Origin of the sequence: Streptosporangium roseum DSM 43021 (assembly GCF_000024865.1) — a bacterium.
GTDB lineage: Bacteria > Actinomycetota > Actinomycetes > Streptosporangiales > Streptosporangiaceae > Streptosporangium > Streptosporangium roseum.
Map to the genome: position 1 here is coordinate 1,238,380 of NC_013595.1, position 20,037 is coordinate 1,258,416.

Below are 20,037 nucleotides of genomic sequence, written 5' to 3' on the forward strand. Positions count from 1 at the left end.
CCGACGGCCGCCCGGCCGGGCATGGATTCCCCCCGGACCGGCGGTCAGCGGCTGACCTGCTCGAACAGAGCCTCCCACCGGTCCATGACCCGCTCCGGCCGGAACGACTCGACGTGCGCGCGAGCGGCGGTGCCCAGCCGCCGCCGCTCCTCCACGGAGGCCATCAGCCCGGCCAGGGCCGCGGCGAGGGCCGGCACGTCGGCCGGCGGCGCCAGCAGGCCGGTCTCCTGGTGGAGGATCAGCGACCGCACCCCGCCCGACACGTCGAAGGCCACCGAGGGCACGCCGTAGGAGGCGGCCTCGCCGAGCACCAGTGGCAGTCCCTCGTGCTCGCTGGCCAGCCCGAGCAGCGACCCGCGCAGATACTCGCGGCCCATCTCTGCGGCGGGCACCCCGCCGCGGAACACCACCCGGTCCGCCACCCCGCACGCCCGCGCGTGCGAGCGGAGCCGCTCCAGCTCGTCGCCCTCGCCGATCAGGTGCAGCTCCCAGTCCTCGCCCGCCGTACGGCCGGCCTCCGCGAAGGCCGAGATCAGCCGGTCGAACCGCTTGACCCCCTCCAGCCTGCCGACCCCGAGCATCCGGTGGCCGGTCAGCTCGGCGGTCCGCGACGGCCAGGCGGGCAGCGGGTTCGGGATGGCCCAGGTGTTGGGCAGCAGCGCGTGCTCGGAGAACAGCCGGGCGTCGTCCTCGCTGAGGAACACCGCCTTCTCCAGCCCGCCGTAGTGGCTCCGGACCGAGCCGAGGTGCCAGGAGCCCCGCGCGTGCTCGTAGGACCCGTGGTACTGCCCGATCGGGAGCAGGCGCTCCGGGAGCAGGGGCGCGAGCCGGGTCACCACGCCCGGCGAGGCGAGGACGGCGAAGCCCGCCCCCAACTCCCGGAACAGCTCGGCGAGCCTGCGGCGCTCCCGGCGCGCGCCCAGCCGGGAGAGCCTGCCGACCGGCGTGCGGTGGATCACGTGGTGCCGGTAGCCGGGCCGGTCCACGTAGCGGAACGGGCTCTCGGCCCGGTGCAGCCCCACCACGTGCACGTCGTGTCCCCGTTCGGCCAGGCCCTGCGCCACGGTGTGGGTGACCCGCTGCGTACCGCCGAGCGTGTCGGCGTCCATGCAGGCGAACATCACGGAACTCATCGGCCGCTCACCTCGGCCGTTCCGGCAGGGACAGCCGCATCAGCCATCCCGGCAGGGAGAGCCGGACCGGTGACCGATCCGGCCGGGGCAGCCGGATCGGCCGCCGCGCGGTGAAGGGCGGGGTGGCCGGCGCCCCGGCCCCGGGCCGCGCCGGGCCGAAGAAGGCGTCCACCACCTTCGCCGAGGCATGGCCCTTCTCGTCGGCGCACCACATCCTGCGGAACTCGATGTATCTGGCGGCGAACGACGCGGCCACGCCGTCGAGGTCGCGCAGCGCGTCGATCAGCTCCTCCGTGGTGGCCAGGCAGGGGCCGGGGGCGATCGACGGCAGGTCGTGGTAGACGCCCCGCTCGACATGCCGGTACTCCTCCCAGTCGTCGATCAGGAACAGCATCGGCCGGCCGGTGATCGCGTAGTCGCACATCAGCGAGGAGTAGTCGGTCAGCAGCGCGTCCGAGGCCAGCATCAGGTCGTTGACCTCGGGGTAGCTCCCGGCCGGGCGGACGAAGTGGCGCAGGTGCTGGGGGACCTGGTAGCGCTCGACCGGATGGGGGCGCAGGATCACCACCCACTCGCCGGCCAGAGCCTCGGCCATCATGGCCAGGTCGGCGCGGATCGACCGCCCCGAGAACCTGGCCTGGTCCCGGTAGGTGGGGGCGTACAGCAGCACCCTGCGTCCCGGCGGGATCTCCAGGCTGTCCCTGGCCCGCCGTACCGCCTCGTCGTCGCCGTGGACGAGCACGTCGCACCGGGGCGAGCCGTAGCGCAGCACCGGCCCCTCGTACCCGTGGGAGGGCAGGAAGACCCGCTCGAACTCGGCGCTCGGCGAGACCAGCGCGTCCCAGCGCGCCACCGCCGCCCGCCACTGCTCGCGCGGCCCGGGGAAGTCGGCCCGCAGGTCGGGCGAGTTGAAGCCGACCGACTTGATGCCCTGGCCGTGCCAGGTCTGCAGGTAGCGGGTCCGGGCCGGTTTGGGGTAGGCCAGCGGCATGCCGTGGCTGTCCACCCAGTAGCCCGCTCTGGCCATGGTCCACAGGTGGCGCCAGCTCATCCGCCGCACCAGCCTGGCGTCCCCGGGGAAGTTCCGCCTGGCCCTGGCGACGGACCAGACCATGTCGAGGGGCGCCTGCCGCCGCCTGAGCTCCTCGTAGACGTAGCGCGGGTTGCCGGTGTATCCGGCGCCGACGTCGGACTCGAACAGCGCCAGGTCCCGGCGGGGCGGCACGACCTTGATCAGGCCCTTGTAGACGCGGAGCTTCACGTCCGCCCGGCCCGCCCGCCGGATCACCTTGCGGGCGATCCGGCCCAGCCGGGGCACCGGCCGGAGCAGGCCCGCGCGCTGCCACCGCACCCGGAGGAACGCGGCCGGCCCCTCCGCCCGGACCGTGACCCGGTGCCCGGGGACGGCGGCGGTGAACGGCTCGCAGGACGGTTCGACGAGCAGCTGGTCGGTGGTGACCCGGCCGTCGGCGCGGACGATCCCGACCAGCGGGTCGTGGTGGCCGCCGAAGCCCAGGGGGCCGTGCCTGAACGCGGCGAGGTCGACGGTCGCCTCGCTCAGATGGCTGCCGTCGTCCTGCTCGTGCGGCGTCAGCGGCACCTGGTGGTCCTTGACCCGCAGGAACGCGGTCCAGCCCGGGTTGGCGGCGAGCACCCCGAACGGGTCGTAGGTCCTGATCGTCAGCGTGACCCTGGTGCCCTCGCCGGTGAAGGCGGCCTCGTGGCGGAGCCGGGCCGAGGTGAAGGGCAGCTCGGCCAGCCGGAGCGGGGTGATGTCCATCTTCTCGGCGGGGGCGCTGCCCCAGTAGGTCCGGCCGTCCTGCCGCACGGCGCGCCGCGGCGCGGCATACGGCCCGTTCAAGGACCGGGCGGCGACCATGAGCTCGTCGCTCCGGCCGTCGAGGATCAGGCCGCAGCAGACCCGGGTGACCGGCTCGGCCAGCCTGAAGGCCTCGGGGTCGATCTCCGCCAGGTAGGGCCGGACCAGCGAGGAGAACTCCTCGGCCCACGCCGGATCACGCGAGGGCAGCGGGTTCAGGTAGACCCGCAGGTCCTGGCGGAGGAAGCGGCGCTGGCGCTCGGGCACCAGGTGGGCGAGGCCGTTGCCGCGCAGGATGTCGTCACTCAGCCGAGCCGCCCTGATCCGGTGCCGGACGTTGTCCATCTCCTTGATGCTCAGCGAGATCGACAGCCGCGCCTCGTTCTTCTCCAGGGCCCGGTGCCAGAGGTAGACGACCCACGGGACCACGGCGAACCGCCGCGTCGCGCAGAGGAGTTCGGTGGTGAAGACGTGGTCCTCGTAGTACAGGTCCTCCCGGAAGGGCAGCCGCCGCAGCAGCTCGGCCGGGTAGAGCTTGTTGGTGCTGAAGGAGTCGAGGAACAGCTCGGGCTCCTGGGCGATCCCCTCGACGGTCCTGCGCCTGGCGTACAGGTCGGGGTAGTAGCGCTGGGTCCTGCCGCTCCATTCGTACAGCCGGGAGATCTGCCCGGTGACGAAGTCGGCGCCGGTCCGCTCGATCTCCAGCACCATGCTCTTGCAGGCGTGCCTGGTCAGCCGGTCGTCGCTGTCGAGGAACATGACGTACGGCGCGCGGGCCGCCGCCACCCCGCTGTTGCGCGGCCCGCCGCAGCCGCCGCTGTTGACGTCGGCGCGCAGGTAGCGGATCCGGGGGTCCTCCCGCTGGAGCTCCCGCACGACCCGCTCGGTGTCGTCCGTGCTCGCGTCGTCGGAGATGATCACCTCGATGTTCCGCAGCGACTGGCCGAGCACGGACCGCACGGCCCTGGGCAGCCGTACGGCGTCGTTGTAGGTGATGACGACCACGCTGCAGTCCGGTGGATTGATCACATTATGAGGTGTTCCCGTGACTAAGAGTGGCTCCGTCTGGCTTGTGAACTGTTGGAGCTGTTTTTACTGGTTCCCGGCCGGCGGCCCCCCGCTGATCGGGTGCTCGCCCAGGGGCGGGCCGATGACGTCATCGGGGTGGGCGCCGTGCTCGAAGGCGGCCATGTGGGCCCAGGCGCCGAGGAGGGCCGCGGCCATGGCCCGCATCGTCGTGGCCGTGTGGGCGTCGCCGACCTCGCCGTCCCGCCGGAACCGGTCCCGCGCCTGCGCCAGCAGCCGCTGGGCCTCCGCGAGCTGCCGCTCGCGCCCGGCGAACGTCGTCATCCCGGCGGGAAGGTCGCCGGCCGGCCGCGCGTCACCGTCGCCCGCCCCCGGGCGGATGGGCGCGCCGCCACCGGACGGATCCGAGCCGGCGAGCGCGGGGTCGGCGTCCAGCAGCCGCCGGTGCAGCTCCCGCAGCTCCGCGCCGGGGTCGATGCCCAGCTCCTCCGAGAGGAGCTCGCCGACGGTGCGATAGCACTGGAGGGCCTCGCCCCGGCGCCCCGACCGATACAGCGCCAGCATCCGCTGTGCCCAGAACCGCTCCCTCAGCGGGTGCGCGGCGGTCAGCTCCCGCAACTCCGGGAGCACGTCCCCGTGCCGCCCCAGGGCCAGGTCCGCCTGGATGCGCAGCTCGACGGCGCCCAGCCGGCGCTCGGCCAGCGCCGGCGCGACCTCCCGCTGCAACAGCTCCGACGGCACATCAGAGAGCGGCTGCCCGCGCCACAGCCCCAGCGCCTCCCGCAGCAGCGCCGACGCCTGTTCCGCCCCGCCGGCGGCGACGGCCGTCCTGGCGCGGCGCACCAGGGCGTCGAAGCGGTGCAGGTCGACCGCCTCGTCGGCCACGCCGATCAGGTAGCCCTGCGGACGGGTCAGCACCGGATCGCTCCCGCCGGCGCCGCCCAGCACGCGGCGTAACCGCATCACGTAGTTCTGCAGGGCGTTCCGGGCGCCGCAGGGTGGGGCCTCCCCCCACAGCCGGGCCGTCAGCGTCTCGACGGGGACGACCCGGTTGGCGTCGATCAGCAACGAGGCCAGCAGCACCCGCTGCTTGGCCGCCCCGATCGCCACGGGATCGCCGCCGCGCAGCGCCCTGAGCGGTCCCAGGACCCCGAACTCGAAACCCGGCCCCGGCGGGGGGCTCTCCCGCTGCGCATCCGTCACATCACGTTACGTTACTTATCCTTGGCGTTCGGCCGCCTGTTGATGACGGTGCGTGAGCAATAAGTGACCGTAAGGTGACCGGCGCGACAGTGGCTCCTGACACCGTTTCCTCTGCCGGACGTTCCGTTGCCCGGCACTCCGCGCCTCTCCGGTAAGTGCGACAGAAGGAACGAGGTCCAGATGCGAAGGCTCACTGCACGTCATCGCTTCGCGCGCATCACCGCCGCCACCGCCGTCTCGGCGCTGACCCTCCTCACCACGGGCACCGCCCTGGGGGACACGGGGCCCACGCGTGAGGCCGACGTCGACGTCACGGTCCGCAACGAGATCCTTCCGGGCAAGTGCCTGGACGCGGACCCGGCCACCCTCGAAGACCCCGCCACGGCGGTCCGGCTGTGGGAGGAGTGCAACGAACAGCCCCAGCAGAAGTGGTTCATGACGACCGACGGCACGCTCCACAGCCGCATCCTTCCGGGCAAGTGCCTGACCGCGGACCCGGGCACCCTCAACAGTCCCGCCACGAAGGTCCAGCTACTGGAGTGTGACGACGAGGCCCGGCAGAAGTGGGACATGCCGGGCGACGGCACGGTCCACAGCCGGATCCGTCCGGACAAGTGCCTGACCGCGGACCCGGCCACCCTCGAACGGCCCGCCACCGAGGTCCATCTGCTGGAGTGCGACGGCGAGGCCGGGCAGAGGTGGTCCTTCAGCGGCTGACCCACCCCCGCCGGACCGTGGATCGGTGATGGCGTCCGAGACCGTGCGGTCGCCGCGCGGCCCCCTCCCGCCTCCGGCGGTCTCGGACCCCGGCGATGTCCGGGGACAGGACCTGGCCCGTACGGGCCAGGTCCTGAACGTCATGGACACGTGGCACCGGCTTCAGCGGAACGACGCGGCGTTCTCGCGCGCCCACTCGGCGAAGGACCGAGCCGGACGCCCGGTGACCTCCTCGACGGTCGGCACCACGGTGTAGCCGACCTCCGGGGTGTTGCCGAGCGCGTCGATCAGGAACTCGATCGTCTCCTGACCCATACCGAACCCGGCCCACATCTCACGCGCCTGCGCCTCGGTCAGCTCCTCGAAGCCGATCTCCTTGCCGATCGCCACGCCGAGCCGCTCGACCTTCTCGGTGGTGCGCAGCGCCTCGGGGCCGGTCAGCGTGTAGGTGCGCCCACCGTGCCCACCCTCGACGAGCACCCTGGCGGCCACGGCCGCGATGTCGCGCTCGTGGACCGTCGCGCTGAGCCGCCCGCCGAACGGCTCGCGGATGACGCCCTGGTAGCGCACGCCGTCGGCCCACCACTTGAGCGTGTTGGACATGAACTCCACCGGGTTGAGCAGCGTCCACTCCAGCTCGCTCGCGGCCAGCGCGGTCTCCAGCGGACCGTCCACCCGCCCGCCGAGCACGGTGACCCGCTTGACGCCCGCCTCGGCGAGCAGCTCCACGATCTGCTCGCCGTGCCGCAGGGGCGCGTAGTCGTCACCGGCGAAGTTGATCAGGTGAACGCCGGTGACGCCGTCGAACGCCCGGCCCAGGGTGCCGGGGTCGCCCAGGTCGCCGCCGACCACCTCGACGCCCGCGGGCAGGTCGGCCTTGGCCGGGTTCCGGGTGAGCGCGCGCACCCGCTGACCGGCTTCGAGCAGCTCGGCGACGACGAGGCGGCCGACGGTTCCCGTGGCTCCGGTGACGAGGAAAGTCATGGTGATGTACTCCAGTCAGGTGTGAAACGGAACAGTTAGGTGCGGAACAGAACGATCAGGCCCGGTGCTCGGGCCGCTATCACCACTGGTGCCACGGACCCGAGCGGAGGGCCGGGTCAGGTCGCCGGCCAGGCTGCCGCGCAACCACGGCGCGTACCCCGCCGGGGCGGAGTCAGAGGCTGTCGAAGAACTTCTTGACATCCGCGGCGTAGGCGGCCGGCTGTTCGAGGGCGAGGAAGTTGCCGCCGCGTTCGAGTTCGCTCCAGTGGACCACGTCGCTGTCGCGTTCGGCGAAGCGGCGGATGGTCACGTCGGTGCTCATGGCCACCGTGAAGCCGGTCGGAACGCCGCTGCGTGGCTTGGGCGTCCAGGCGTCGGGGTCGTGGGACGCCTCGTAGTACAGGTTGGCGGACGAGCCCGCGGTGCCGGTGAACCAGTACAGGCTGACATTGGTCAGCAGGATGTCCCGGTCGACCGCGTCCTCGGGCAGATCGGCCGAGTCGTCGGTCCACTCCTTGAACTTCTCGGTGATCCAGGCCAGCTGGCCGACCGGGGAGTCGTGCAGGCCGTAGGCCAGGGTCTGCGGCCTGGTGGCGGAGATGACGTTGAAACCCATCTTGTCGTCGCGGAAGTTCTGCAGCCTGGCCAGGCGCTGCTGCTCGGCCTCGGTCAGGTCGGCGAAGTCGGCCGGGTCGTCCGAGGGGAAGGTGATGTGACCGTTGCCGTGGACGCCGATCACCTGCTCCGGTGCCTGGCGGCCCATCTCGATGGCGACCGCAGCGCCGCCGCCGGACCCCTGAACGCCATAGCGGTCGTAGCCGAGGCGCCCCATCAACTCGACGAACGCGCCCGCGATCTTGCCGGTGTTCCAGCCCGGCCCAGCCAGCGGCCCGGAGAAGGCGATGCCGGGCAGGGTGGTCAGGACCAGGTGAAAGTCCCGCGAGAGCGGCTCGACAGCCTGGAGGAACAGGACGAACGAGCCCGGCCAGTCATGGGTGAGCAGCAACGGGACGGCGTCGGGGTTGGCCGAGCGGACGTGCGCGAAGTGCAGGCGCTGCCCGTCGATCTCAGTGGTGAACTGGGGCAGGTCGTTCAGCCTGGCCTCCTGCTTGCGCCAGTCGTAGCCGTCAGCCCAGTAGTCGGCGAGCTGCCTGAGGTAGTCGACGGGCACTCCGCGGCTCCAGCCCTGCCCGCCGATCTCCCCGCTCCAGCGGGTACGGCGCAGCCGCTCCCGCAGATCGTCAAGGTCGGCTTGCGGGATCTCGATGCGGAACGGGGTGATGTCAACGTTCATGACGTTCATCGTGCTCCCCGGCGCCCGCTGCCCACCAGTGCCTGGCGCACCTCCTGACATGCACTAATGAAGTACACGGACACGGCGATTGCACGGTCTTCCGTGTGCAATCTGCATGCCTTGTCAGGAGGCGCTTCACGACGGCCGGACTCCGGCGATGTCCGGGGACAGGTCCTGGTCCGGAAAACAGGGAAGGGGGGTGCGACCATCGGGCAAGAAGGGATGTCCTGATCCTTCCGGCAGGGGAGACCCTTGCATGATCGCTGTCCCTGACGCCGCCTCGGTCGTCGATCCCGAGCGGTTCGGCACCGTCTTCGACGCGCACTACGAGGAGATCCGCCGCTACATCGGACGGCGGCTCGACCTCGACACCGCCGAGGACCTGGCCGCCGAGACCTTCCTGATCGCCTTCCGCCGGCGCAGCCGGTTCGACCCCGCCCGGGGCGCGATCCGGCCCTGGCTGTACGGCATCGCCACCAACCTGATCGGCCGCCACCGCAGGGCCGAGCTGCGCCGCTACCGGGCGCTGGCCAGGACGGGCCCGCCACCCGACGACGACGCCCACGACCAGCGGGTCGTCGACCGCGTCGCGGCGGGGGTGACGGTCGGCCGGCTCTCGGGGGCGCTGGCGGGGCTGTCCAAGGGCGAGCGCGACGTGGTGCTGCTCGTCGCCTACGGCGGGCTGACCTATGACGAGGTCGCCGAGGCGCTCGGGGTCGCCTACGGCACCGTCGCCTCCCGGCTCAGCCGGGCCAGAGCCAAGCTGCACAAGTCGCTGGGAGTGGAGATCCGATGAACGAGTTCGAGCTCATCGACGCGGTGATGCCGGATATGCCGTCCTCCGACCCGGGGAAGGTCGCCGAGGCCAGGGCCAGGGTGCTGAACGGCGGGCGGCGCCGGCGGGTCTCCGCGTGGACGGGGGTCCTGGTCGCGTCGGCCGCGACCGTCGCCGTGATCGGCGCGATCGCGGTCGTTCCCAGGCTGGGGGGCGGCCCGGTCGCCACGGTGACCCAGACGAGTGCCGAGGAGGTGCTCTCCGCCGCCGCCGACCGGATGGCCCGTCGGCAGGAGGCGACCGGCGGCCGGTACTGGCGCAGGGAGATGGAACAGGTCTACCGGCAACGGATCAGCGTCGGGGGACGCGAGTTCGTCGCCGAGGACCGCGTCAGGGATGTCCTGTGGAACGGGATCGACCGGAACAAGGTCATGGTGTTCAGCGGGCTCGGCACCCGGCCCTTCACCGCCGCCGACAGGGCCGAGTGGGAGAAGGCGGGCTCGCCCTGGCTCTGCGGATCGGACACCGACTGCCGCAACGACATGATTCCCATAGGGAAGACCCGATACCTCGTCACCGGTAAGGAAGAGGGCCTCGAACAGTCGACCTCGAAGCTGAGCGTGAGGGAGATCCTTGACCTGCCCCACGACCCGGCGGAGCTGAAGGAGAAGCTGCTGTCGTACTGGCCCGCCGAGCGGGAGGCCATGAAGGACAGTCAGTCCACGTCCTCGGCGCAGGTGAAGCTCCCCGAGCAGGACTACTGGCTGTGGGGGCTGGGCGAACGTCTCCTCCTGGACGCCCCGACCACCCCGGGGACCCGGGCGGCCGTGTATCACATGCTCGCCGGACTCCCCGGAGTGCGGATCGCGGACGAGGTCCGCGACACCGAAGGGCGGGTGGGGGTGGCCATCCTGCGAGGAGCCAACGGCGAGGGGGAGGAGCAGATCGTCATCGACCGGGAGACGGGCGACCTGCTGGCGACCCAGGACGTGCTGCCCGTCCCGACCGCCGGCCAGGAGAACATCCCGCCGGGCATTGTTTACATGTCCATGGTGATCAAGAAGCTCGGCTGGACCGACGACGAGCCTGTCATCCCCGAGGGCTGCGGTCCGTACCAGAAGGAGGAATGCCTGCGCTGAACCGGCCGCGCGCACACGTCGGCGTCACGCCTTGTCACAGGCCTCAGCCGTACGGGCGCCCCGGGTGAGACGCGTGTCACGGCCGGTGGAGACGGGCCGGCTCAGTGGCGGCGCAGGGTCCGGCGGATCAGCCAGCCCACCAGGACGATCCCGGTCAGCGCGGCGGCCAGCAGCGGGGCGACGCGCTTGAGCAGGGGCAGGCCGGCGATCTCCATCAGGTCGAGCGCCTCCTCCTCGGGGGTGAGGGAGGTGCGGGAGGTGCCCGCCGGGTGGGCGTCCAGGCCGAGGGCCTTCTCCACCGCGGCCCCCTCGGGTGAGGAGGGCACGGCGGTGAGGTGGCGGACCGGCTCGTTCCGCCTGGAGAGCCCGCCGCCCTCGTCGGAGCCCTCCGAGGCGGTGGGGTCCGACGGCCCCACCGGGCTCTCCACGCCCTCGGTGACCTGCTCGGCCGTGCCCTGCGCGGGGACCGGCGAGGGGAGGGCCGAGACGCCCGCCGGCGACACCTCCGGCTCCGCGGCCGGGCTCTCCCCGAGCAGTTCGGCCAGGTTGGCCGCGAACCTGTCGATCAGCTTGCCGCCGATCTCGGCCATCACCCCCCGGCCGAACTGGGCCGGGCGGCCGGTCACGTTGAACGAGGTCTCGACGCTCACCCGGGTCTCCGCGCCCGCGGGGCGCAGGCGGGCGACGACCGTGGCGCCGGCCGTCCCCGCGCCCCGCGTCTCCTTGCCGGAAGCCTTTATGGTCAGGGTGTGGGCGTCCTTGTCCACGTCTTCGAACGTGGCCTCGCCCTGGTAGGTCACCGTGATCGGCCCGACCTTCACCCTCATCCGGCCGGTGAAGGAGTCGCCCTCCACCGCGTCGAGGGTGGCCCCCGGCAGGCAGGGCGCGACCCGTCCGACGTCGAGCAGCACCGACCACGCCTGCTCGACCGGCACCGGAACCGTGAACTCGTGCTCGAATCGCATCGCCATCGATCCGCTCCTTGTCGATCGGCCGCTTCTGCGACATTACGACCGCGCGCGGCGGCTGTCACAACTCTGCCTGCCCCACCGGCCGGGTGATGAACTCCTGACCGGCACGGGCGCCCGCCCACCGGCCGGCCGGAGGGCTCCCGGCCGGCCGGTGGGACGCGGCTCAGCCGCTCGCGGCCCTGACCGCCCGGTAGGTCAGCACCCGGGCCAGGTGGCGGCGGTAGTCGGGCTTGGCGTGCAGGTCCGCCGGGGGCGAGGTGCCGGAGTCCGCCTGGCCGCAGGCGTCCCTGACCTGGTCCCGCGCGCCGTCGCCGGCACCGCCGGCCGGTGCGGGGCTCAGGCCGCGCAGCGCGGCCTCTGTCACCCGCGCCCGCACCGGTGTCGGCCCCATGTTGGTCAGCGCGATCCGCGCCTCCCCGATGGTCCCGCCGTCGCGCCGTACGGCCGCCGCCACGCCGACGATCGCCCAGGCCTGCGCGGTCCGGTGGAACTTCTCGTAGTGGAAGCCCCAGCCGGGGCCGAGCTTGGGCACCTGGACGCCGAGCAGCACCTCGCCGGGTCCGAGCGCGGACTCCAGATAGTCGACGAAGAACTCGTCGGCCGGGATCTCCCTCTCTCCCTCGCTCGACCTGACGACGAACACGCAGTCCAGCGCCAGGGCGACGGCGGGCAGGTCGCCGGCGGGGTCGGCGTGGACCATCGACCCGCCGAACGTGCCGCGGTGCCGTACGGCGGGGTCGGCCACCGTGGCGGTGGCCAGCGCGAGCAGCGGGACCTGCTCCCTGACCACGCCGGAGCGCAGCACCTCGTCGTGCGTGGTGAGCGCGCCGACGAACACGTGGTCGCCCCGGTCCTCCACGCCGCGTGGCTCCGGCAGCCGCCCGAGGTCCACCAGCGCGGCCGGATAGGCCAGCCGCAGGCGCAGCAGCGGCAGCAGGGACTGGCCGCCGGCCAGCACCTTGACGTCGTCGCCGGCGGAGTCGGCCTCGGCGAGCACGCGGCAGGCCTCCTCCAGCGAGGTGGGCCGGATGTAGTCGAACGCCGCGGGGATCATCGGGCGCCTCCCTCGGAGCTGGACGTGGCCTCCCCGGACCCGGGGCCGGGCGTGGACGCGGGCGCATCTGCGGACGCCCCCGCGGATGTCTCCGCGGGCGCCTCGGCCGAAGCGGATCGGGATCCGGATCCGGATGCCGGAGGCCCCGCCTCGGAGACCACCCGCCAGATCCGCTCGGGCGTGCACGGCATCCGCACGTCGTGCACGCCGTACGGGCGCAGCGCGTCCACGATCGCGTTGACCACGGCCGGGGTCGAGGCGATCGTGCCGGCCTCGCCGACGCCCTTGACGCCCAGCGGGTTGCTGGTCGCCGGGGTCTCGGTGCGGTCGGTGGTGAAGCCGGGCAGGTCGGCCGCCGTCGGGATCAGGTAGTCGGCCATGGTGGTGGTGAGCAGGTTGCCCTCGGCGTCGTGGACCGCCTCCTCGAACAGCGCCTGGCCGATGCCCTGCGCGATGCCGCCGTGCACCTGCCCCTCGACGATCAGCGGGTTCACCACGGAGCCCACGTCGTCGACGGCCACGTAGGAGCGGATCGCGCACGCGCCGGTCTCGGTGTCCACCTCGACCGCGCACAGGTGGGTGCCGTGCGGGAAGGAGAAGTTGTCCGGGTCGAAGGTCGCGTCGGCGTCCAGGCCGGGTTCGACGCCGTCGGGGAGGTCGTGCGCGGCGAAGGTGGCCAGCGCGAGCTCCTGGATCGTCTTCCCCTCGGCCGTGCCCCGCACCGTGAACGACCCGGCGGAGAACTCGATGTCGTCGGCGGAGGCCTCAAGCATGTGGGCGGCGATCTGCCGGGCCTTGTCCTTCACCTTCTCGCAGGCCGCCAGGACCGCCACGCCGCCCACGACCAGCGAACGCGAGCCGTAGGTGTCCATCCCCTTGTGGGAGATCGCCGTGTCTCCGTGGAGCACGGCGACGTCGCCGAACGGCACGCCCAGCGCGTCGGCCACGATCTGGCTCCAGGCCGTCTCGTGTCCCTGCCCGTGCGGGCTCGTGCCGGTGACCACCTCGACCTTGCCGGTGGGCAGCATCCGGACGGAGGCGTGCTCCCAGCCGCCCGCGCCGTAGCTGAGAGAGCCCAGCACGCGCGAGGGCGCCAGCCCGCACATCTCGGTGTACGTCGACACGCCGATGCCGAGCTGCACCGGGTCGCGCCGGTCGCGCCGGTCGGACTGCTCGGCCCTGAGCTTGTCGTAGCCGAACAGCGCGAGCGCCTTCTCCGTGGCGGCCTCGTAGTTGCCGGAGTCGTAGGTCAGCCCGCAGATCGTGTCGTACGGGAACTCCTGGTGGGTGATCCAGTTGCGGCGCCGTACCTCGACGGGGTCCAGGCCGAGCTCGTGCGCGAGCTCGTCCACGGCCCGCTCGATGGCGAACGTGGCCTCGGGGCGGCCGGCGCCCCGGTAGGCGTCGGTGGGCATCTTGGTGGTGAAGACACCGGTGCAGGTGAAGTCGTAGGCGTCGATCTTGTAGATGCCGTTGTACATGAACGCGCCGAGCAGCGGTATGCCGGGTGTGACCAGCATCAGGTAGGCGCCCATGTCGGCCAGGAGGTCCACCCGGACGCCCCTGACGCGCCCGTCCCGCTCAGCCGCCAGGGAGATCCGCTGGAGCTGGTCGCGGCCGTGGTGCACGGTCAGGTTGCCCTCGGAGCGCGACTCGGTCCACTTCACCGGCTTGCCCAGCCGTCTGGTGACGAGCAGGCCGAGCACCTCCTCGGCGGTGACCTGGAGCTTGGAGCCGAAGCCGCCGCCGACGTCGGGGGCGACCACGCGCAGCTTGTGCTCGGGGATGCCGGTCGTCAGCGCGAGCATGACCCGCAGCACGTGCGGGATCTGCGTGGCGGAGTAGAGGGTGAAGCCGTCGCCGTCGGTGGTGGCCACGACCGCGCGGGGCTCCATCGCGGACGGGATGAGCCGCTGCTGCACGTAGGTGCGTTCGATCACCACGGGGGCGTCGCGGAACGCCGCGTCGATGTCGCCCCCGGCGAACTTCCAGGTGAAGGCCCGGTTGCCGGACTCGTGGACCCGGGGAGCGCCCTCGGCGAGCGCCTCGGTCATGTCGATGACCGCGTCGAGCGGCTCGTAGTCGACCTCGATCGCCTCCAGGGCGTCGGCGGCCTTGTAGCGGTCGGTGGCGACCACGCAGGCCACCGCCTCGCCGGCGTAGCGGACCTCGTCCACCGCCATGGGCGGGTGGTCGGGGATGACGATGTCCTCGGTGACGGGCCAGGCGCACGGCAGGCTGCCCTGCTCGCCGGCGAGGTCCCGGCCGCTGTAGACCGCGACCACGCCCGGCCGGGCCCGCGCGGCCGAGGTGTCCACCCGGGTGATCCGGGCGTGCGCCATCGGGCTGCGCAGGAACGCCATGTAGAGCATCCCGGGGAGCTGGATGTTGTCGGTCCACGTGGTCCGCCCGGTGACCAGCCGGGCGTCCTCCTTGCGCCTGCGGGCCCTGCCCACCTCGTGCGTGCCGGAGGGCTCGCCGAGCTGGTCGCTCTCGGCGATCTGCTCGGCGAGCACGCCGGCGTCGAGTTGCTCGCTCATGGCGTCCGCACTTCCCGCCGCTCCCCGGCCTGTGACATCTCCTGGGCGGCACGCCGTACCGCCCGGACGATGTTGCAGTAACCGGTGCACCGGCACAGGTTGCCTTCGAGCCCCTCGCGGACGGCCTCCTCCGACGGGTCCGGGTCGTCCCTGAGCAGGTCGATCGCGGCCATGATCATGCCTGGGGTGCAGTATCCGCACTGCAGGGCGTGTTCGGTGTGGAAGGCCTTCTGCATGGGGTGCCACTCGTCCCCCTGCGCCAGGCCCTCGATCGTGACGACGTCGCTCCCGTCGGCCTGTACGGCGAGCACGGAGCAGCTCTTCGCGCTCCTGCCGTCGAGCATCACGGTGCAGGCGCCGCAGTTGCTGGTGTCACAGCCGACGGGCGTCCCCGTCTTGCCGAGCCGATCCCTCAGCAGGTGCACAAGGAGGAGGCGCGGCTCGACCTCCTCCTCATAGGTGACTCCGTCGACGGTGACGGTTATCCGGGGCATACGTCCTCCAAGAACATCCGCATGGGACATAGGAGAAGTGAGAGCCAACAAAAGTGAACGTACGCCCCTGTTGTGCCCGGTCAACCCCCTGGTATCACGCCAGTGGAAGTTCCTTCGGTGTGCAGTCGCCGAGAATGCGGCGGTCCGCCTCGTCGATCCGGACGTCGTTGATGCTCGCCTCGCGACGCCGCATCAGCCCGTCGTCGGCGAACTCCCACAGCTCGTTGCCGTAGCTGCGCCACCACTGACCGTCCGCGTCGTGCCACTCGTACTGGAACCGTACGGCGATGCGGTTGCCGCCGAACGTCCACAGGTCCTTGCGGAGCGCGTACTCCCGCTCCCTGGCCCACTTGCGAGTGAGGAACTCCCTGATCTCCTCGCGGCCGGTGACGAACTCGTCCCGGTTGCGCCAGACGGAGTCGGGCGTGTAGGCGAGCGAGACCCGTTCGGGGTCCCGCGTGTTCCACGCGTCCTCGGCGGCCTGCACCTTGGCCCTGGCCGTCTCTTCGGTGAAATTCATGCTTCCTCCAGGAATATCGCCTGCACGGGGCAGGCCCGCGCGGCTTCCTCGACCGCGTCGATCAGCCCGTCGTCCGGTTCGGCGACGTAGACGAGCTGGTCGTCGTCGTCCAGCTCGAACACCTCGGGCGCGGCGAACACGCACTGCGCGTGCACCTGGCACAGCACCCGATCCACGATGACCCTCATCACTGTCCCCCCTCCCGGCCGGGTTCCGTCGTGTGGGCCGCACCGGCCGGCGCCTCCGCGTGGGCGGGGTGAACCGGCGGGTTGAAGCGGGAGTATCCGTCGAACGTCCAGCGGAGCGGGCTCGCCCCCCGGACGTGGACGGCCTGGTCCACCTCGAACTCGACCAGCCGCTGCGCCCCCGGGACGTCCCCCGGGTCCCAGCCGACGCGGGCCCGCCCTGTCAGGTGCAGCGCCTCGCCGCTCTCCCAGCCGAGGAAGAGCAGGCCGCAGCTCTCGTCGAGCTCCAGGTTCCCGAGCGTCATGTACATCGAGTTGCCGGCGTAGTCGGGCCAGACCAGCCGCCCCCCTCCGGTCACCCGGACGAATCCCGGGTTGCCGCCCCGGTGGGACAGGTCGGCGCCGAGACCCGGAGCCCGGGTGGCCACGAAGAAGGTGTCGGCGCTCTCGATCCACGCCCGGTGCCCGGCGGTGAGTGTCCCGGTGGCCGAGGCGGTCGCGGGAGAGCCGGTGGCGGGCTCATCTGAGATGTCCCGCCTCTGAATGTACTTGGGGCAGTTCGCATACGTCTGCTCGGCGTGGACGGTCAGGCGCCCGCCGTCGCGCCGGACCGTGCCGTTGACCCGCATCCTGCGCCTGGTCCGCGGCTCGATCGCGAGTATCCCGATCTCGCCGCCGGTCAGCCCTGCCAGCGGATCGTGCTCGCCCAGGACCGCGTCGATCACGATCGTCCGCTCGTCCACGGCCTCGGCGAACCCCGCCGCCCCCGTCAGCGCGCTCGCCCACAGCCGGCCGTCCCGGTCTCCGGCCCCGATCAGCAGCATCCGCTGTCGCGCCAGGAACTCGGCGGCCGCGGCGGGGATCTCCGGCCTGGCCGAGGCCGAACCCCACGCCCCGGCCCGCACCCCGGCCCGCCGCTGCACAGCCAGCTCTCCCGCGTGCCTCATGGGCTTAGAAGAAGCCGCAGGTGGGGGCGGCGCCGGTCGGGGCGGGCCGCTCGTCGGCGCCGCTGGGCGCGAAGATCTCCAGCCGGATCCCGTCCGGGTCCTCGAAGAACACGCCGCCCGAGGACGCCCCCTCGCCGTGCGGCACCACGCCGTCGTGGTGGAGCGTGGCCCCGAGCTCCCGGATCACGGTCTCGGCCCGGTGGACCGTCTCGATGTCCGGCACCTGGAAGGACAGGTGGTGCAGCCCCGGCGTCCCGGTGGCGAAGCGGCCCTCGCTCTGCTGCCAGAGGGTCAGCAGCAGCTTGCCGTCGGCACCGAGGAAGGCGTAGCGGCGGTCCGCCTCGGCCGACTCGCCGAAGACCTCGAAGCCGAAGATCTTCAGGTAGAAGTCTTTGGACCTGTCGAGGTCGGAGACGTTGAGGCCGACATGGCCGGTCTGGAAGGTCATCTCATCTCCTTATCACGGTTCCCAACGGATTTGTCCGTTAGATTCCCAGGAACAATCTAACGGAATTATGAGATTTATGACGTTAGAAAACTGTGATCCGAGTCACTCTCAGGGGGAGGCAGGGTGATCCCGTCCGGCCGTCCGCACGCCGGAGCGCCCGCACGGCTGCGGTCGGCCGTACGGGTCGCGCGGGCATGCGGGAGCCGGCCGTACGGCTGCGCGGGCACGCCGTACGGCTGGTCAGGCGGTGAGGGCGGGGGGGTGTCGCCGGCCCGCCGGGCGGGCGGGCCCGGGGATCACCGGCCCTTGTGCTGGCGGTAGTGGCGGGCGGCGCGGGCCCGGTTGCCGCACCCGATCGAGCACCACTCCTGGCGGGCGTGCTCCTTGACGAAATAGAGCACGCAGCGGGGGGCCGGGCACGCGCGCAGCTGCTCGCGGGCCGGTCCGGCCAGCAGCTCTATCACCGACGTGGCGAGGGCGGCGCGGATGCGCGGGGACTCCGCCCTCTCGCCCGCCGGGACGCTCGTGGCCACCGGGGCGCCCTCGGCCGGCCAGTCCAGCCGGGGGGCCAGCGGCGCGGCGAGCGCCGCGGCGTTGACCAGGTCGAGCGACTCGGCGAAGTCCGGTAGCCGGTCGGCGTCCGCGCTGCTCACCGGGCCCGGCGCGACGGCCCTGGCGAACAGGGCCCGGACGGCCTGCCGCAGCTCCACCACCTCGCGCCGCAGGTCCTCGGTGGCGGTGAAGCCGGCGGTGAGCCCCAGCCCGGCGGCGTGGGCCCGGCCCCACTCGGTCATGCCCTCGACGTCCGAGAGCGTGTCCAGCAGCCCGCTCCGTGTCGCGCGGATCGTACTGACGAACTCCAGGACCAACATCCTCCAAGTCTAATGCTTGGATTGAATGAATGCCGTGAGGGCGGCCTAGCGCCGGACCGCCCGGACGAGGATGGCGACCAGGCCCGCGAAGCCCAGGCCGCCCAGGACGACCGGGATCATGATCACCGGTTCGATGCCCGGCCGGCTGATGAACACGATCCCGACCGCGATGAACAGCACGCCGCTGAGCAGGGCCATCCAGTCCGTGCGATGCCGCCTGCCGCGCTCCGTCGTCCGGTCGATCTCAGGCCGCACGGCGCACCTCCACGTCTCCGATTCCTGCCTTGACGTTCAGGACGACGGTCGCCACGTCGCCCTTCGGGGCGATCTCTGGCTCCAGGACCCTGCTGTGCTGGATGTCGGCCCCGCCCTCCACCGCATGGTCGATCTTGACGTCGCCCAGTTTGGTGTGTCCGTTGACCTCGACCCGGACCGTCGGCGGCAGGATCACGCTGATCTGGCCCACCGAGACGGAGGCGTCGAAGACGGTCCGCGAGCCCGGCGGGAACGTCAGGTCGCTGAGGTCGAGGGTGCCCTCGCCGACGCCCACGTCGTAGTCCTTCGCGATCTCCGACATCTTGGTCGGCTCCCAGTGGTAGCTGCCGAACCTCTTCGGCATGCCGGTCAGCATGGACCCCGCGACCAGGGCGATCGAGATGATCGTGCCCGCCGCGACCAGGGCCGCGCCCCGGCCGAACCAGGCGGCGACCAGGAGGCCGGCGCCGATGGTGATCAGCATCGCGCCGCCGGCGATCGTCATGTTGACCGATCCCGACGTGGCTTGGATCGCCACGATGATCCCTCCAACGATCATGGCCAGGCATAGGGTGACGCCTCCGACGAACGACCGGCGCCGCCTCGGCCGGGGCGCGGTCCGGACCGGCCCGCCGTACTCGGAGAGGTCATAGGGGGAGTACTGCTGCTGCCGCTTGCGGGGGTCCAGGGGCCGGTAGGGCCCGTAGGGCGAGAACGGCTCGCCGGAGGAGTCGAACGACGGCCTGGCGGCGGGATGGGGCGGCGGCATGCCCCCGGCCGGGAACGCGCCCGGCGCCGTGCCCGCGTAAGGCGGCGCGTGCTCCGGTGACGGCGTGCCGGCGGGGAACGCCGTGCCTGCTGACGGCGTGCCGGCAGGGAGCGGCGTGTCCGCGTACGGCGGCGCGTGCTCCGGTGACGGCGTGTCCTCGGCCCGGGGCGTGTCCGCGGGGAGCGGCGCGCTCCCGGCGGACGGGATGCCGGCGGCCGGCGCCGGATCCGCGCCCTGCGGGACGGGGCCCGGCGCCGGACCGGCGGCCGGGGGCTGGGCCGCGTAGGGGGCGGTGGACATCGATCCGGTCTGCGGATGCGCGGCCGGATAGGAGTGCGCGACGGGCGGGGCGGGGGCGAAGGCCGCGGGCGGCGGATCGGCCGGGCGGGGAACGCGGCGGCCGCGGATCCGCTCGGGCAGCGAACGGGCCACGGCCAGCAGGTCGACGCCGCGGGCGTGGGCGGCGAGCAGGACGATGGCGAACAGCGTGCCGACCACGACCGTGCCGGTGCCGATGCCGTCCGAGGACAGGTTGATGATCAGCCCGAAGGCGAACACGCCGGTCAGCAGGGCCAGCACGGTCTCGCTGTCGAAGGTGCGCCGGGTCCACTGCTCCATGTATCCCGGGCCGCCGTTCGCCTCCCGCATCAGCAGGAACGCCGCGATGTAGAGCATGACGCCGATCCCCGAGCCGAGGACCAGCACCGCGAAGCCGACGCGGAACAGCACCGGGTCGATCCCGGCGTAGCGGCCCAGGCCCGCGCAGACGCCGGTGAGCATGCGGCCCTCGTCACCGCGGCGGAGCACGCGCTCCTCGCTGAGGGGGGATGCGGGCGGCGAGTCGGACGAGGTGCTCGCCGGGTCCTGTGCGTTCCCGGTGTCGGTCATGTTC

20 protein-coding genes are annotated in these 20,037 nt (G+C 72.3%); 4 read left to right on the forward strand and 16 right to left on the reverse strand.

All coding sequences use genetic code 11. From position 1 onward, the window contains the following. Window positions 1–44 precede the first annotated feature (44 nt). The 3 genes from SROS_RS05800 to SROS_RS05810 form a co-directional block, all read right to left on the reverse strand. On the reverse strand, window positions 45–1,133 hold the full coding sequence (locus SROS_RS05800; RefSeq protein ID WP_012887952.1) for a glycosyltransferase: 1,089 nt from the start codon (window positions 1,131–1,133) through the stop codon (window positions 45–47). Between the two features lie 7 nt (window positions 1,134–1,140). Beyond that, on the reverse strand, window positions 1,141–3,981 hold the full coding sequence (locus tag SROS_RS05805) for a bifunctional glycosyltransferase/CDP-glycerol:glycerophosphate glycerophosphotransferase (RefSeq protein WP_012887953.1): 2,841 nt from the start codon (window positions 3,979–3,981) through the stop codon (window positions 1,141–1,143). Window positions 3,982–4,044: 63 nt separating this feature from the next. After that, window positions 4,045–5,181, reverse strand: coding sequence for an AfsR/SARP family transcriptional regulator (locus SROS_RS05810; RefSeq protein ID WP_012887954.1), 1,137 nt, complete (start codon window positions 5,179–5,181; stop codon window positions 4,045–4,047). 180 nt (window positions 5,182–5,361) lie between these two features. Between SROS_RS05810 and SROS_RS05815 the strand changes: the two genes are divergently transcribed. Next, on the forward strand, window positions 5,362–5,898 hold the full coding sequence (locus tag SROS_RS05815) for an RICIN domain-containing protein (RefSeq protein ID WP_012887955.1): 537 nt from the start codon (window positions 5,362–5,364) through the stop codon (window positions 5,896–5,898). 162 nt (window positions 5,899–6,060) lie between these two features. Here SROS_RS05815 and SROS_RS05820 read toward each other — a convergent pair whose 3' ends face one another. Both SROS_RS05820 and SROS_RS05825 read right to left on the reverse strand, forming a co-directional pair. Next, on the reverse strand, window positions 6,061–6,882 hold the full coding sequence (locus SROS_RS05820; RefSeq protein WP_012887956.1) for an NAD(P)H-binding protein: 822 nt from the start codon (window positions 6,880–6,882) through the stop codon (window positions 6,061–6,063). A gap of 172 nt (window positions 6,883–7,054) precedes the next feature. Beyond that, window positions 7,055–8,185 (reverse strand): epoxide hydrolase family protein, encoded by a 1,131-nt coding sequence (locus SROS_RS05825; protein WP_012887957.1) that lies wholly within the window; start codon window positions 8,183–8,185, stop codon window positions 7,055–7,057. Window positions 8,186–8,432: 247 nt separating this feature from the next. On the opposite strand from SROS_RS05825, the gene SROS_RS05830 reads away from it, so the two are divergent. Next, complete coding sequence (locus SROS_RS05830; RefSeq protein ID WP_012887958.1) at window positions 8,433–8,972, forward strand: RNA polymerase sigma factor; 540 nt, start codon at window positions 8,433–8,435, stop codon at window positions 8,970–8,972. After that, the gene (locus tag SROS_RS05835) at window positions 8,969–10,090 is read left to right on the forward strand and encodes a CU044_5270 family protein (protein ID WP_012887959.1); all 1,122 of its coding nucleotides are present in this window, start codon (window positions 8,969–8,971) and stop codon (window positions 10,088–10,090) included. The genes SROS_RS05830 and SROS_RS05835 overlap by 4 nt, the downstream gene beginning before the upstream one ends. A gap of 101 nt (window positions 10,091–10,191) precedes the next feature. Here the strand turns inward: SROS_RS05835 and SROS_RS05840 are convergent, their stop codons facing one another. The 8 genes from SROS_RS05840 to SROS_RS05875 form a co-directional block, all read right to left on the reverse strand. Beyond that, window positions 10,192–11,061, reverse strand: coding sequence for an SRPBCC family protein (locus SROS_RS05840; RefSeq protein ID WP_012887960.1), 870 nt, complete (start codon window positions 11,059–11,061; stop codon window positions 10,192–10,194). Window positions 11,062–11,224: 163 nt separating this feature from the next. Further along, window positions 11,225–12,115: an FAD binding domain-containing protein gene (locus tag SROS_RS05845; protein WP_012887961.1), complete on the reverse strand. Its 891-nt coding sequence runs from the start codon at window positions 12,113–12,115 to the stop codon at window positions 11,225–11,227. Further along, window positions 12,112–14,655, reverse strand: a complete 2,544-nt coding sequence (locus tag SROS_RS05850; protein ID WP_012887962.1) for a xanthine dehydrogenase family protein molybdopterin-binding subunit — start codon at window positions 14,653–14,655, stop codon at window positions 12,112–12,114. Before SROS_RS05850 ends, SROS_RS05845 begins: the two co-directional genes overlap by 4 nt. Further along, entirely contained in the window at window positions 14,652–15,149 is a 498-nt protein-coding gene (locus tag SROS_RS05855; RefSeq protein ID WP_012887963.1) for a (2Fe-2S)-binding protein, read from the reverse strand. The genes SROS_RS05850 and SROS_RS05855 overlap by 4 nt, the downstream gene beginning before the upstream one ends. A gap of 94 nt (window positions 15,150–15,243) precedes the next feature. Continuing rightward, window positions 15,244–15,669 (reverse strand): nuclear transport factor 2 family protein, encoded by a 426-nt coding sequence (locus tag SROS_RS05860; RefSeq protein ID WP_012887964.1) that lies wholly within the window; start codon window positions 15,667–15,669, stop codon window positions 15,244–15,246. Further along, window positions 15,666–15,857, reverse strand: a complete 192-nt coding sequence (locus SROS_RS05865; RefSeq protein WP_012887965.1) for a ferredoxin — start codon at window positions 15,855–15,857, stop codon at window positions 15,666–15,668. Before SROS_RS05865 ends, SROS_RS05860 begins: the two co-directional genes overlap by 4 nt. Then, window positions 15,857–16,801, reverse strand: coding sequence for a pyridoxamine 5'-phosphate oxidase family protein (locus tag SROS_RS05870; RefSeq protein WP_012887966.1), 945 nt, complete (start codon window positions 16,799–16,801; stop codon window positions 15,857–15,859). The genes SROS_RS05865 and SROS_RS05870 overlap by 1 nt, the downstream gene beginning before the upstream one ends. 4 nt (window positions 16,802–16,805) lie before the next feature. Then, window positions 16,806–17,249 (reverse strand): VOC family protein, encoded by a 444-nt coding sequence (locus SROS_RS05875; RefSeq protein WP_012887967.1) that lies wholly within the window; start codon window positions 17,247–17,249, stop codon window positions 16,806–16,808. Between the two features lie 92 nt (window positions 17,250–17,341). On the opposite strand from SROS_RS05875, the gene SROS_RS50765 reads away from it, so the two are divergent. Continuing rightward, a complete protein-coding gene (locus SROS_RS50765; protein ID WP_169369262.1) occupies window positions 17,342–17,500 on the forward strand; it encodes a hypothetical protein in 159 nt (52 codons plus the stop codon). Between the two features lie 45 nt (window positions 17,501–17,545). Here the strand turns inward: SROS_RS50765 and SROS_RS05880 are convergent, their stop codons facing one another. From SROS_RS05880 to SROS_RS05890, 3 genes are read right to left on the reverse strand one after another with little or no spacing between them, the layout of a single operon-like run. Beyond that, window positions 17,546–18,121 (reverse strand): CGNR zinc finger domain-containing protein, encoded by a 576-nt coding sequence (locus SROS_RS05880; RefSeq protein ID WP_012887968.1) that lies wholly within the window; start codon window positions 18,119–18,121, stop codon window positions 17,546–17,548. A gap of 45 nt (window positions 18,122–18,166) precedes the next feature. After that, window positions 18,167–18,376 carry a hypothetical protein gene (locus tag SROS_RS05885; RefSeq protein WP_012887969.1) on the reverse strand — a complete coding sequence of 70 codons (210 nt, stop codon included), beginning with the start codon at window positions 18,374–18,376 and terminating at the stop codon, window positions 18,167–18,169. Beyond that, window positions 18,366–20,033: a PspC domain-containing protein gene (locus SROS_RS05890; RefSeq protein ID WP_012887970.1), complete on the reverse strand. Its 1,668-nt coding sequence runs from the start codon at window positions 20,031–20,033 to the stop codon at window positions 18,366–18,368. Before SROS_RS05890 ends, SROS_RS05885 begins: the two co-directional genes overlap by 11 nt. Window positions 20,034–20,037: the final 4 nt, after the last annotated feature.